This window comes from Autumnicola tepida, from assembly GCF_031846485.1.
GTDB lineage: Bacteria > Bacteroidota > Bacteroidia > Flavobacteriales > Flavobacteriaceae > Autumnicola > Autumnicola tepida.
In genome coordinates this window covers 78730-92535 of record NZ_JAVRHQ010000011.1, presented here as the reverse complement: position 1 = coordinate 92535, position 13806 = coordinate 78730, and the positions used below count along the sequence as shown (strand labels likewise).

Below are 13806 nucleotides of genomic sequence, written 5' to 3'. Positions count from 1 at the left end.
AAAAACACCCTTTTCGAATTCCGAAAAAGGTGTTTTTTTATTTCTAAGTAATCTAAATCTATTAGTTATTGCTCAGGGGATATTCATCAAAGATCTGATTTACCAAATCCCGCATTGCTGTTGTATTCGCCTGGTCATAAAGCGCGTCTGAGGTAATTCCCTTCCATACGGTTTCCTTTGTTTCACGGTCTACAAGGTTAATTATTACCGTACCTTCTTCATAAGCGTAGGTATCGGTATCATAACCCATTATTCCACCACCAAAAGTGTTATATCCGCGGTAATAATAGGAACCATAATACGGACTTACAGAACCTACTCCGGCAGTATAAGGATATGTGGCATAAACAGGGTCTGTGGTTGTTTCCCTTTCAATTTCCGTTCTTGTACTTATTAATACCAATAGATCTGGGTTATCACGATCCAATGTATATCCTGCCTGCCTCATATTTTGATTTACAGTCTCCACTATCATCCTGTTAACATCTTCATCGTTGTATTGCTTCCCGGGAACTTCAGCATTTGTGTTCGGCAAATAAGCGAAAGTTTCGTAACTGCTCAAGGCATCGCTGGGCGGGTTAACGGTTTGCACCCGCGGCCCACAGGCGAATACCAACACAAGCAGCGAACATAAAAGAATAAATTTTACATTTTTCATAATCTCTTCAATTTTTTAGTTGTCTATTTAATTTACAGCTATCCACGCTATTCCTTGCCCGGAAATTTAATTTTAGAACCAGTTTAACGCCTTAACCTCCAATTTAATAGAACCTTAGCACAATAGGACTTTCACAGCTGAAGCTCTTTTCACAAAAATTTCGGAAGGATTAAAGGCTGCCGGTTCCAGTAAAATTTTCCCTTAACAGAGGGTTCAATTCCTTCCTGTAATTGCGTTTTGAAGATCTTAAGTCTTTAAAAGGTTTATAAAATGTGCCATCTTTTTTTAAAAATATGATTTGAAATAGCTCCCAAAATTCCTATTTTGCATGGAATATCACACCCAAGAGCCCATGACAGAGATAAAAAGACTTTTCGATTTTCCCTATTATCAGCTGGAAAATCATCCCCTGGAGGTCGCTTTAAGCACAAAATTCAATAATTCCTGGCAATCTCTTTCTACCCGGGAATATATAGATAAAGCTAACACCGTGAGCAGGGGGCTGTTGCGGCTGGGCATTAAACCCAATGATAAAATTGCGGTAATTTCTTCTTCAAACCGCACCGAATGGAATGTGCTGGATATTGGTATTCTGCAAATAGGCGCTCAAAATGTTCCTGTTTACCCTACAATTTCCGAAGATGAATATGAGTATGTGCTAAACCATAGCGAAGCAACCTATTGTTTTGTTTCTGATAAGGAGATCCTGGCAAAGCTTAATGCCATAAGAAAGAAAACGGGTATAAAAGAAGTGTACAGCTTTGATGATATCCCCGGGTGCAAAAACTGGAAGGAAATTCTTGAGAGTGGTGAAGATAAGGGGAACCAGGCTGAAGTGGAGCAGCTAAAAAAATCGGTTAAGGAAGAAGACCTGGCAACGCTAATCTATACCTCGGGTACCACAGGCCGTCCAAAAGGCGTAATGCTTTCCCACCGCAATATCGTTAGGGATGTGCTGGACAGTTCCCTGCGGGTACCGTTTGAATTTGGCACGTACACCGCGTTAAGCTTTTTGCCGGTGTGCCATATTTTTGAACGCATGATCCTGTACCTCTACCAGTACTACAGCGTGTCGATTTACTTTGCTGAATCTATAGAAAAGATAAGTGATAACCTTAAAGAAGTGCAGCCGCATGTAATTACCGCCGTTCCCCGGTTGCTGGAGAAGGTTTACGATAAAATTATTGCCAAAGGAAATTCGCTTGATGGCATTAAACGAAAGCTTTTTTATTGGGCAGTGGAGCTGGGACTAGAATATGAACCCTACGGGGCAAATGGCTGGTGGTATGAAACCAAACTGCGCCTGGCACGAAAACTCATTTTCTCCAAGTGGAAAGAAGGCCTTGGCGGCAATCTGGATCTAATCGTTTCCGGAAGCGCTGCCTTACAGCCCAGGCTGGCCCGAATTTTTGCCGCTGCAGAAATTCCTGTAATGGAAGGTTACGGCCTAACCGAAACTTCTCCTGTTATAGCGGTTAACGACGAGCGCAACAAAGGTTTTAAAATAGGTACGGTAGGGAAAGTAATAGAAGAAGTTGAAGTAAAAATAGCCGAAGACGGCGAAATCCTTACCAAAGGCCCAAACCTTATGATAGGCTATTTTAAGGATGAAGAAAAAACCAAAGAAGCCATTAATTCTGAAGGATTTTTCCATACCGGCGATATTGGCGAAATTGATAAGGACGGCTTCCTGAAAATTACCGACAGGAAGAAGGAGATGTTCAAGACTTCCGGCGGAAAATATGTGGCGCCCCAGCTTATCGAAAACACGATGAAGCAGTCGCGGTTTATCGAGCAGATTATGGTGGTGGGCGAAGGCGAGAAAATGCCGGCCGCTTTTATCCAGCCTAATTTTGAATTTATAAGGGATTGGGCAAAATTAAAGAAAATAGACCTTGGGGAAACCAACGAAGACCTGGTGGCAAACGATGAAGTTATTAAACGCATCCAGGAAGAGGTGCATTTTTACAATGCCAAATTTGGCCATTGGGAACAGGTAAAACGCTTTGAACTCACCCCAGAAGTGTGGAGCGTTGAGAATAACCAGCTCACCCCTACCATGAAGCTTAAAAGAAGGGTTATTAAAGACCGCTACAAAGACCTGTACAGCAAAATATACCGGAACAATCAGTAAAGACTAGTTTGGAATTGATTTCTGCTGAAATTTGGAGAACTGATCCTGCCACTTTTAGGCACTCCAGGTTGAAACAATTAAAGTCAAGCGGAAAATAACAAATGTTCTGGAGTGGTTAAATTCCGGTAAAGCTGAACCCTTTAATTTTTAAAGCTTTTCCTCTATACAAGGGATACCTCCTGCCCGTAAAGATCCTCCTGAAATTTTTCCTATTTATTATGCATGCATAATAAGTTTTTATTAACTTTGGGATTCAGCCATTTAAAAAATGAAGGAAAAGACCATAGATTATGTATTGCGCGCCACGTGGATGGCTGTGTCAAAAATGTACAATGAAGAAGCTGGAAAAGCGGGAAGCACCATGGCCACAGGTTTCGCCCTGCTTAGTATAGACCCCGAAAAAGGAACACCTTCAACTTCCCTGGGGCCAAAAATGGGCATGGAAGCCACCAGTTTGTCAAGAATCCTAAAATCTATGGAAGAAAAGGGACTTATCGTACGCAGGCGCAACCCACAGGACGGCCGTAGTGTACTGCTTCATCTAACCAATTTTGGCAAAGAAATGCGCGATTTTTCAAAAAAGGTGGTATTGCGTTTTGACGAGGCGGTAAAGGAAAATGTTTCCGAAGAAGACTTAAAAACCTTTACCAGGGTGGCCAATACCATAACCGACCTGATTTCAGAAAAGAAAATTCACCAGGAGGAGATTGCCATAAACTCTATACATAAGGAAGATTGATTCCTTAATTGTAACTCATAAAATTAACCAACGAATGAAAAGAAGAATTAATAAAGTTGCCGTTATAGGTTCCGGAATAATGGGAAGCGGGATAGCCTGCCATTTTGCCAATATTGGTGTGGAAGTTTTGCTGCTGGACATTGTTCCGCGGGAACTAAACGCCACGGAAAAGAAAAAGGGACTAAGCCTTGAAGACGGGCAGGTGCGCAACAGGATCGTGAACGATTCCCTGCAGTCTGCGCTTAAATCGAAACCTTCCCCTATTTACCATAAAGATTTTGCGAACCGCATCAGGACCGGGAACCTTGAAGACCATATCTCGAAGGTTTCTGAAGCCGACTGGATTATTGAAGTGGTTGTGGAACGCCTGGACATTAAAAAGCAGGTTTTTGAAAACCTTGAAAAACATAGGAAAGAAGGCACGATTATAACTTCCAATACTTCAGGTATTCCCATCCAGCAAATGAGCGAAGGCCGGAGTGAAGATTTCCAGAAGCATTTTTGCGGGACCCATTTTTTTAACCCTCCACGCTATCTGCGATTATTCGAAATTATCCCCGGCCCGAAAACTTCAGAAGAAGTGCTGCAATTTTTGAATGAGTATGGGGAAAAATTTCTGGGAAAAACCTCGGTAGTCGCCAAAGATACCCCGGCCTTTATTGGAAACCGGGTTGGTATTTTCAGCATTATGAGTCTTTTCCACACAGTAAAAGATATGGGAATGACCATTGAAGAGGTAGATAAACTTACCGGGCCGGTAATTGGCCGCCAGAAATCGGCTACCTTTAGAACGGTTGATGTTGTGGGTTTAGACACTCTGGTTCATGTGGCCAATGGGCTGCACAAAGGGGTTCCACAGGATGAGGCGCACCACCTTTTTGCCATGCCAGATTACATAAACACCATGGTTGAAAATGAGTGGTTTGGCAGCAAAAGTGGCCAGGGGTTTTATAAGAAGATCAAAAGCGATAATGGTTCTAGTGAAATCAAGTCGCTGGACTTGAATACGCTGGAATACCGCGACCAGAAAAAAGCAAATTTCGCCACCCTGGAACAAACCAAGACCATAGACAAAGTCGCCGAACGTTTTCCTGTTCTGGTTAATGGAAAAGACAAGGCGGGTGAATTTTACCGCAAGAATTTTTCTGCCCTTTTTGCTTACGCTTCACACAGGATCCCTGAGATTACCGATCAGCTTTATAAAATAGATGATGCCATGAAAGCCGGGTTTGGCTGGGAACATGGCCCCTTCCAGATTTGGGACGCCATCGGAGTCGAAAAGGGGATAGAAATGATGAAAGCCGAAGGTAAAGAGCCTGCCACATGGGTAAATGAAATGCTGGAAAGCGGCAGCAAAAGCTTTTACACCGTTAAAAACGGCAATTCCTATTACTACGATCTTGAGAAGAAAGAACAGGTAAAAGTGCCCGGGCAGGATGCATTTATCATTCTTGATAACATAAGGGAATCTAAAGAAGTTTTCAGCAACAGTGGAGTTGTTGTTGAAGATCTTGGCGACGGCATCCTGAACGTGGAGTTTCGCAGCAAAATGAATGCGATTGGAGGCGATGTGCTGGATGGGATTAACAAAGCGATTGATATTGCTGAAAAAGATTACCAGGGACTTGTAGTGGCCAATAACGGCAAGAACTTTTCTGTAGGTGCCAATATCGGGATGATCTTTATGATGGCTGTGGAACAGGAATACGACGAGCTGAATATGGCTATCAAATACTTCCAGGATACCATGATGCGCATGCGCTACTCGGCTATTCCAACTGTTGCCGCACCTCATGCGATGACGCTTGGTGGAGGATGCGAACTTTCCCTCCATGCCGATAAAGTGGTTGCCGCAGCCGAAACTTACATTGGCCTGGTGGAATTTGGGGTTGGGGTAATTCCCGGCGGCGGAGGTTCCAAGGAAATGACGCTAAGGGCGGCAGAGACTTTTCAGAAAGACGATGTGGAACTTAACAGGCTTCGGGAACATTTTCTCACCATAGGAATGGCAAAGGTTTCCACTTCGGCTTACGAAGCTTACGATACCAATATCCTTCAGAAGGGTAAAGACATTGTAGTGGTGAACCCAGACAGGCAACTGGCCATTGCGAAAAAGCACGCGCTATTGATGGCTGAAAACGGCTATACTAAACCCATTCCGAAGAAAGACATCAAGGTTTTAGGGAAACAGGCCCTTGGGGCATTTTATGTGGGAACAGATCAAATGTTCGCGGGAAAATACATAAGTGAACACGATAAAAAAATCGCCAACAAACTGGCCTATGTTATGGCCGGGGGAGATCTTTCGGAAGCCTCTTATGTAAGCGAGCAGTACCTGCTGGATCTTGAGCGGGAAGCTTTCCTTTCCCTTACGGGGGAACGAAAAACTCTTGAAAGGTTGCAGCATATGTTACAAAAAGGAAAACCGTTACGTAATTAGTAGATTGTAAAACTGTAAACTGTATACTGAAGCCTCTATGAATTACTTCAGAGATTTAAAAGTATGGCAAAAATCTATTCAATTAAATAAACTGATTTATGCTGCAACAAAAAAATTTCCAAAAGAAGAAGTTTATGGATTAACATCTCAAATAAGAAGGTCTGCTGTTTCAATTCCCTCAAATATAGCTGAAGGTTGTGGCAGAGAATCAAAGAAAGAATTTAAAAATTTTCTTGGAATAGCTTTAGGGTCTGCTTTTGAATTAGAGACTCAATTAATTATTGCCTTGGATCAAAATTTCATAGAAAAAGAAGACTTTGATGGATTTGAAAAAGAGATTCGGCATATTCAAAATATGATTATCAAGTTACACTCAACCCTTTAGCATTATACAATATTCAAAATACAATATACAATGAAGAAAACAGCATATATAGTAAAAGCTTATCGAACAGCCGTGGGGAAAGCACCCCGGGGCGTTTTCAGGTTCAAACGGCCGGATGAAGTGGCAGCGGAAACAATTCAGTACATGATGGAACAGCTGCCGGAATTCGACAAAAAGCGCATTGATGATGTGATTGTTGGAAATGCCATGCCAGAAGCAGAACAGGGATTGAATGTGGGACGTTTAATTTCGCTGATGGGCCTTAAAATTGAAGATGTTCCGGGTGTAACGGTAAACCGTTATTGCGCTTCGGGGCTTGAAACCATAGCCATGGCTACCGCCAAGATCCAGAGCGGCATGGCAGATTGCATTATTGCCGGCGGGGCTGAAAGCATGAGCTATATCCCCATGGGTGGTTACAAACCCGTTCCAGATTACAAACTGGCAAAAGAAGGCCATGAAGATTATTACTGGGGAATGGGGCTCACTGCAGAAGCGGTAGCAAAAAAATATAATGTTAGCCGCGAAGACCAGGATGAATTTGCATTTAATTCCCATCAAAAAGCCTTAAAAGCCCAGGCTGAAGATCGTTTTCAGGACCAGATTGTGCCTATTGAAATCGACCAGACGTATGTGGATGAAAATGGTAAAAAACAAACCAGGTCTTATACTGTAAATAAGGATGAAGGTCCGCGTGCCGATACTTCCATTGAAGTTCTAAACAAACTGCGCCCGGTTTTTGCCGAAGGCGGCAGCGTAACCGCGGGGAATTCATCTCAAATGAGCGATGGTGCCGCTTTTACCATGGTAATGAGCGAAGAAATGGTGAAAGAACTCCAAATTGAACCCATTGCCAGGCTGGTAAGTTATACCGCTGTGGGCGTGGAACCAAGAATAATGGGCATTGGGCCCGTTCATGCTATTCCAAAAGCCCTGAAACAGGCCGGCCTTAAACAGGACAACATCGAACTAATTGAGCTTAATGAGGCTTTTGCTTCCCAGTCTTTGGCGGTAATAAGGGAGCTTGGCCTGGATAAAGAAAGGCTAAATGTAAACGGTGGTGCGATTTCCATGGGGCATCCTTTGGGTTGTACCGGGGCCAAGCTTTCCGTTCAGATATTCGACGAAATGCGCAAGCGCCAGCTTCAAAATAAATATGCCATGGTAACCATGTGCGTTGGAACAGGCCAGGGAGCCGCGGGAGTCTATGAGTTCTTAAACTAGGTAAAACTGTAGAATAGAGGAAAGAAAATAGAATAGAGAGAAAAGAGAAAAAGTGGACAACCGAAAGAGGCATAATTATAAAAATTTAAAGATTTGGAAGTTAGGTCTCGAAATAGCCAATGAAATTTCAGACCTGATTATAACTTTTCCCAAACATGAAAAATATGATTTAAGTTCTCAAATGAGCAGATGTTCTATTTCAATGCCCAGTAATATAGCCGAAGGTTCTGCTAAAACAGAAAAAAGCTTCAATTATTACCTGGACATCTCATTAGGTTCTTCTTTTGAACTGGGCACCCAACTTTTAATAGCCAAACATAGAAAGTATATAAGCCAACAACAATTAGAAAAACTAGAAATTAAAATTGTAGAATTTCAAAAGATGACAATGGGTTTTCAGAACAAATTGTAATCTTTTTTCTCTTCTCTTTTATCTCTTTTCTTCTAAAAAAATTCAAAATAACATAGATGGAAACTAAAACAGATAAACATTTATTAAGAGGCGGGCAATTCCTGGTAAAGGAAACCAGCTGTGAAGAAATTTTCACGCCTGAAGATTTTAACGACGAACAAAAAATGATGCGCGATTCTGTAAAGGAGTTTGTAGAGCGCGAAATCTGGCCCAACAAGGAAGAATTCGAAAAAAAGAATTATGCCTTAACCGAGGAAATAATGCAAAAGGCCGGGGAACTCGGTTTTCTTGGAGTGGCCGTGCCAGAGGAGTATGACGGCCTGGGTATGGGTTTTGTCTCTACCATGCTGGTGTGCGATTATATTTCGGGAGCAACGGGATCTATCGCCACTGCTTTTGGGGCGCATACGGGAATTGGCACAATGCCCATTACCCTTTACGGAACCGAAGAGCAAAAGAAAAAGTATGTTCCAAAACTTGCCACCGGCGAGTGGTTTGGAGCTTATTGTTTGACTGAACCAGGCGCAGGTAGTGACGCTAATTCGGGAAAAACCAAAGCGGTACTTTCGGAAGACGGGAAGTATTACAGCATCAGCGGGCAAAAAATGTGGATCTCCAACGCTGGCTTCGCCAATGTTTTTATTGTTTTCGCGCGTATTGAAAACGATAAGAATATTACCGGTTTTATTGTTGAGAACGATCCAGATAACGGCATCAGTTTTGGCGAAGAAGAAAAGAAACTGGGCATCCACTCCTCCTCTACCCGCCAGGTATTCTTTAATGAAACAAGGGTGCCCGTGGAAAATATGCTTTCGGAAAGAGGAAATGGGTTTAAAATCGCTATGAACGCCCTTAATGTGGGAAGAATAAAACTTGCCGCCGCTTCCCTTGATGCCCAGCGCAGGGTAACAGATCTTGCGGTAAAATACGCCAATGAGCGCGTACAGTTTGACACCCCAATCGCCAAATTCGGAGCTATAAAATCCAAACTTGCGGAAATGGCAACTTCAGCCTACGCAGGGGAATCGGCTTCTTATCGTGCCGCCAAAAATATCGAGGACCGAATTAACATCAGGCTGGAAAATGGCAATTCCCATGCTGAAGCAGAATTAAAAGGTGTTGAAGAGTATGCCATTGAATGTTCTATCCTGAAGGTGGCCTGTTCAGAAGATATACAGAATTGCAGCGATGAGGGAATTCAGATTTTCGGTGGAATGGGATTTTCGGCAGATACGCCTATGGAATCTGCGTGGAGGGATGCCCGTATTGCCAGGATTTATGAAGGTACCAACGAGATTAACAGGATGCTTACAGTTGGCATGCTTGTAAAAAAAGCCATGAAAGGGCATGTAGACCTTTTAGGGCCGGCTACGGCAGTGGCAGACGAGCTAACGGGAATCCCATCTATGGAGAAACCGGATTATGCTGAGCTTTTTGCTGAAGAAAAGGAAATGATCGCCAAGCTGAAAAAGGTCTTTCTTATGACTGCAGGAAGCGCTGTGCAGAAATTTGGGCCGCAACTGGAAGAACATCAGCAGCTTTTACTGGCTTCAGCAGATATCCTGATTGAAATTTACATGGCTGAATCTACCATTTTAAGAGCTGAAAAAAACGCAAAACGTTTTGGCGAAAATGAGCAAAAAGAACAGATTGCCATGGCCAAACTCTATCTTTACCATGCCGTGGATACCATAAGCCAAAAGGCCAAGGAAGGTATAGTTTCATTTGCTGAAGGTGACGAACAGCGCATGATGCTAATGGGCTTAAAAAGGTTTACAAAATATCAAAATCAGCCTAATGTGGTGGAACTTCGAAATATAATTGCAGAGAAATTGACCGCAGAAAACAAGTATTGCTTCTAAAAATTGTTTTGTTACATTGAGCGCAAAAGCCATTCTTTAGGGAGTGGCTTTTGTATTTTGGTGGTTACGGTTGCCACCGGGTTCCCCTTAGCTTCATCTTCAGGGTATATACGGCATCCATAGCGGTTATAAAAAGCGTTTGCTGATCTTTTCCGCCAAAAGTGACATTGGCGGTCCACTCTTCACCCACCTTAATATGCTCAATTTTTTCACCATTCTTATTGTATACTGTTACTCCGTCTCCGGTTAGGTAAACATTTCCATTTTCGTCTATGGTCATTCCATCGGAACCCTGTTCAACAAAAAGGGTTTTATCAGTAAGTTTCCCTTCCGCAGAAACGGTATAAGAATAGGTCTTATTATCGCCAATATCAGCGATATATAATTTTTTCCCATCTGCCGTGCCAATAATACCGTTTGGTTTTTTAAGGTCTTTAGCCACAATTACGGGATCTTTTTCACCGCGAGCTAAATAATAGACATTCTGGCCTTGAAGATCCGGCTGCTCTCTTTCCCAGTATTCCCTCTGGTAATAGGGATCTGTAAAATAAATGCCTCCTTTTTTATCCAGCCACAGGTCGTTGGGACCGTTTAGATTCTTTCCTTTAAAGCTTCCCACCAGGACTTCTATTTGTTTTTTGGGGCTGATCTTTATCAACTGGAAATTTTCATCGGCACAGGCGAGAAGATTTCCCTCGTCATCAACAAAAAGACCATTGGCCCTTCGCGCATCCTCAAGAAAAAGCGAAATTTCTCCTGTTTCGGCGTCCCATTTTAAAATCCGGTTGTTTGGCTGATCCGTAAAAAAGACATTCCCAAGGCTGTCTGCAGCAGGTCCTTCGGTAAATTCAAATTCATCGGATACAAGTTGCAAATTTGCATTTTCAGAGATAATTAATTTTTGCTGTGCCTTTGCGTAAAAGCAGCAGGCAAGAAATGAAAAACTCAGGATATAAAATTTCTTCATTTTTGGTGTCTTTTGAACTTAATTTAAGCCTGCGAAAATGTTTTAGGTTAAAAACTCTATAATTTTTAGGATGTTGAGTTTAAAAATATGTCATTTTTCAATAGATTTAGGAAAATCCCCAAAGAATTTTATATGGATAATATGGATCAGGAATGGGTCAGGTACGGAATTATTGGTATTGTGGTACTCGTTGCCCTTTTTGGTATAACTTTTTATATTCTAAAGAAAATAGGCAAGGATCCGCGCAATGTTTTACCGGTAAACCTTGCCCACAGGATAAAAATCCCACTTCTTATATTTTTAATAAGCCTGTTGGGAAAGGTGGCTATTGTAAGCAGGATCTTTCATTTTGATTATACTTACAAAGTGGTTGGGCATGCCACTACTATAGGATTCATCCTTAGTATTGCCTGGTTTTTAATTATTGGGCTTAGAATTTTTAAGACCCATATGCTGCGCAAATACGATGTTTCTTCTGAAGATAACCTGAAAGCAAGGAAGGTTTATACACAGTTTATGATTTTGGAGAATATTGTGATCTTCATAATAGTTATCCTTGCGCTTGGCATTGCGCTTATGAGTTTCGAAAGCATTCGTTCAGTTGGTGTCAGCCTGCTCACTTCCGCAGGGATCGCCGGGATAATAATTGGTCTTGCGGCGCAAAAAGCCATTGGAACCTTGCTTGCAGGGATTCAAATAGCCATTACTCAGCCCATGCGCCTTGAAGATGTGGTTATTGTGGAAGGAGAATGGGGCCGAATTGAAGAAATCACCTTAACCTATGTAGTGGTAAAAATATGGGATAAACGCAGGCTGGTAGTGCCATCTACTTATTTCATAGAAAATACGTTCCAGAACTGGACCCGGCAATCGGCCGACATTTTAGGGACGGTTTTTATTTACACCGATTACAATGTTCCTTTTGAGGAATTGAGAGCTGAACAAACCCGGATTCTGGAAAGTACACCATTATGGGACCAACAGGTAAATGTGGTACAGGTAACCGATGCCACCGAAAAATCTGTGCAGATCCGTTTACTGGTAAGTGCCAAAGATTCTCCTACGGCATGGGACCTCAGGGTACTTCTCAGGGAGAAAATTTTGGTATTTCTTCAGAAGAACTACCCTGAAAGCCTGCCGCGCACCAGGATTGAAATTCCGGGGCCCATTCAGGAAAAGCCGGCTTTAGAAGACTCCTAAGTAGTTTTCTTCAGAAATCAAACCTTTACTAAAATTAGCGGCTGTTTCAATTAAAGCAAGATGGCTGTATGCCTGCGGGAAATTGCCCAGCAGGCGCTTGGTTTCAAAATCTATATCTTCACTAAATAAGCCAAGATGGTTGCTGTAAGAAAGAAGGCGCTCGAACATATCTCTGGCCTTCTCTTTTTCCCCAATTTTGTAAAGGCTGTCAATTAGCCAGAAAGTACAAATAGTAAAAGAAGAACTCGGCTCCCCAAAATCATCCTTGTTTTTATACCGGTACATAAGGCCGTCCCTGCACAATTCCTTTTCTGTAGCCTGTACGGTACTTATAAAACGCGGGTCCCTTGCCTCGATGAAACCATAAGATTCCATAAGCAAAGTAGACGCGTCAAGATCTTTGGAACCATAAGACTGGGTGTATGCCTGGATTTCCTCATTCCAGCCGTTTTTATAAATATCATTATAAATATCGGCTCTAAGTGTCTTCCATTTTGTGTCATTAATTCCCATTCTAAGCACTTCCCCAATTTTTATGGCACGGTCTACTGCCACCCAGCACAGCAATTTTGAAAATACAAAATGCCGGTCTTCTGTTCTCAGTTCCCAAATACCTTTATCTGGTTTTTCCCAGTTTTCTTCTACAATCATCACAATTCCGCGCACAATGGTCCATAACTCCTCACTGTTCTCAAGAGAAGTTTCAAACTGAAGGAACTGCTGGTAAATTACCTCCATTAAAATTCCGTAGATATCATTCTGTTTCTGGATATAGGCAGCGTTGCCCGTTCGAACCGGAAACGAATTTTTATATCCCTTTAGATGATCCAGGATATGCTCGGTAAGCTCTTTTTCCCCATTAATCCCGTACATGATCTGGATTTTTTCATCTTTATTCGGGATAATATCTATTATAAACTGAAGAAAATCCTTGGCAGATTTTACATGCCCCAGGCCGGCCATTACTTTAATAACCATAGAAGCATCCCTTATCCAGCAAAAACGATAGTCCCAGTTGCGCTCTTCTCCCACAGTTTCAGGCAGTGAGGTGGTGGCTGCAGCCAAAACAGCACCAGATTTTTTATAACTTAAAGCCTTCAGCACAAGGGCGCTCCTCATTATTTCATCCTGGTAGTGGGAATACCGGGTGGTTTTTTCACTCCAGTTCATCCAGTAAGTCTTGGTTCTTTGGAATTTTAAATAAGAGCGGTCCAGCGATTGTGTGACCAGCTTTTCATGATAGCCTATAAGGCAATAAGCATTTCCTGTTAAAGTGATTTCCCGATATTCCAGGATATCATCCAGGTCAAAACTTGAATAAAGAAAAATAGCATCATATTTCCCCTGCCTGGTAAAACTTTTTATATAATCGCCTTTATTTTCATTAAAAGTTTCCTCTCGTGCAAATTCCAGCCGGGGATCGTATTTCACCCTGAGTTTAGGGGTGCCTTTTAATAACCTGAAAAACCTTATAACATCTGGCGGGGCATAATATGAACCATCTTCGCGCGGATATCTTGGCATAAAATCTATAAGCTGAAAAGCGTCTTCTCCATTTTCAAAAACTGTGCTTAATATATTTGTTTCCCAAAGATATTCCTGGGTTATTTTATAGTCATCGCTTACATTAACCTCAAAGCTACCACCTATTTCATCATCTAAAAGTTTGGCAAAAATTCCTGCCGAATCAAAGTTGGGGAGACAACACCAATCCATGGATCCTGTTTTGGAGACCAAAGCGGCGCTCTTACAGTTTCCGATAATTCCGTAATCTAAATTTTCCAT

The 13806-nt window shown here is 42.1% G+C and carries 11 protein-coding genes; 8 read left to right on the top strand and 3 right to left on the bottom strand.

Features of this window, described 5'->3' with window-relative positions; genetic code table 11:
* Positions 1-61 precede the first annotated feature (61 nt).
* A complete protein-coding gene (locus tag RM553_RS10555; protein ID WP_311534888.1) occupies positions 62-658 on the bottom strand; it encodes a DUF4136 domain-containing protein in 597 nt (198 codons plus the stop codon).
* Between the two features lie 352 nt (positions 659-1010).
* Between RM553_RS10555 and RM553_RS10550 the strand changes: the two genes are divergently transcribed.
* From RM553_RS10550 to RM553_RS10520, 7 genes are all read left to right on the top strand, one after another.
* Positions 1011-2792 (top strand): AMP-dependent synthetase/ligase, encoded by a 1782-nt coding sequence (locus RM553_RS10550; protein WP_311534934.1) that lies wholly within the window; start codon positions 1011-1013, stop codon positions 2790-2792.
* Between the two features lie 268 nt (positions 2793-3060).
* Positions 3061-3531 carry a MarR family winged helix-turn-helix transcriptional regulator gene (locus RM553_RS10545; RefSeq protein WP_311534887.1) on the top strand — a complete coding sequence of 157 codons (471 nt, stop codon included), beginning with the start codon at positions 3061-3063 and terminating at the stop codon, positions 3529-3531.
* 34 nt (positions 3532-3565) lie between these two features.
* Positions 3566-5971: a 3-hydroxyacyl-CoA dehydrogenase/enoyl-CoA hydratase family protein gene (locus tag RM553_RS10540; RefSeq protein WP_311534886.1), complete on the top strand. Its 2406-nt coding sequence runs from the start codon at positions 3566-3568 to the stop codon at positions 5969-5971.
* 37 nt (positions 5972-6008) lie between these two features.
* Positions 6009-6356 (top strand): four helix bundle protein, encoded by a 348-nt coding sequence (locus RM553_RS10535; protein WP_311534885.1) that lies wholly within the window; start codon positions 6009-6011, stop codon positions 6354-6356.
* 30 nt (positions 6357-6386) lie between these two features.
* Complete coding sequence (locus RM553_RS10530; protein ID WP_311534884.1) at positions 6387-7580, top strand: acetyl-CoA C-acyltransferase; 1194 nt, start codon at positions 6387-6389, stop codon at positions 7578-7580.
* 52 nt (positions 7581-7632) lie between these two features.
* Positions 7633-7992: a four helix bundle protein gene (locus RM553_RS10525; protein ID WP_311534883.1), complete on the top strand. Its 360-nt coding sequence runs from the start codon at positions 7633-7635 to the stop codon at positions 7990-7992.
* Between the two features lie 56 nt (positions 7993-8048).
* Positions 8049-9854, top strand: coding sequence for an acyl-CoA dehydrogenase FadE (locus RM553_RS10520; RefSeq protein ID WP_311534882.1), 1806 nt, complete (start codon positions 8049-8051; stop codon positions 9852-9854).
* A 64-nt stretch (positions 9855-9918) separates the two neighbouring features.
* On the opposite strand, the gene RM553_RS10515 is transcribed toward RM553_RS10520, so the two are convergent.
* Entirely contained in the window at positions 9919-10821 is a 903-nt protein-coding gene (locus RM553_RS10515; RefSeq protein ID WP_311534881.1) for an SMP-30/gluconolactonase/LRE family protein, read from the bottom strand.
* A 132-nt stretch (positions 10822-10953) separates the two neighbouring features.
* Here RM553_RS10515 and RM553_RS10510 point away from each other — a divergent pair, with 132 nt between their 5' ends.
* Complete coding sequence (locus RM553_RS10510; RefSeq protein ID WP_311534880.1) at positions 10954-12021, top strand: mechanosensitive ion channel family protein; 1068 nt, start codon at positions 10954-10956, stop codon at positions 12019-12021.
* Here RM553_RS10510 and RM553_RS10505 read toward each other — a convergent pair.
* Positions 12007-13806, bottom strand: a complete 1800-nt coding sequence (locus RM553_RS10505) for a glycoside hydrolase family 15 protein (RefSeq protein WP_311534879.1) — start codon at positions 13804-13806, stop codon at positions 12007-12009. The two genes, RM553_RS10510 and RM553_RS10505, sit on opposite strands and share 15 nt — an antisense overlap.

Coding starts and splice junctions, on each gene's coding strand:
- RM553_RS10505 (WP_311534879.1), bottom strand. CDS start 13,806: ATGGAAAATTTAGATTACGGAATTATCGGAAACTGTAAGAGCGCCGCT.
- RM553_RS10555 (WP_311534888.1), bottom strand. CDS start 658: ATGAAAAATGTAAAATTTATTCTTTTATGTTCGCTGCTTGTGTTGGTA.
- RM553_RS10510 (WP_311534880.1), top strand. CDS start 10,954: ATGGATAATATGGATCAGGAATGGGTCAGGTACGGAATTATTGGTATT.
- RM553_RS10530 (WP_311534884.1), top strand. CDS start 6,387: ATGAAGAAAACAGCATATATAGTAAAAGCTTATCGAACAGCCGTGGGG.
- RM553_RS10550 (WP_311534934.1), top strand. CDS start 1,011: ATGACAGAGATAAAAAGACTTTTCGATTTTCCCTATTATCAGCTGGAA.
- RM553_RS10520 (WP_311534882.1), top strand. CDS start 8,049: ATGGAAACTAAAACAGATAAACATTTATTAAGAGGCGGGCAATTCCTG.
- RM553_RS10535 (WP_311534885.1), top strand. CDS start 6,009: ATGAATTACTTCAGAGATTTAAAAGTATGGCAAAAATCTATTCAATTA.
- RM553_RS10540 (WP_311534886.1), top strand. CDS start 3,566: ATGAAAAGAAGAATTAATAAAGTTGCCGTTATAGGTTCCGGAATAATG.
- RM553_RS10515 (WP_311534881.1), bottom strand. CDS start 10,821: ATGAAGAAATTTTATATCCTGAGTTTTTCATTTCTTGCCTGCTGCTTT.
- RM553_RS10545 (WP_311534887.1), top strand. CDS start 3,061: ATGAAGGAAAAGACCATAGATTATGTATTGCGCGCCACGTGGATGGCT.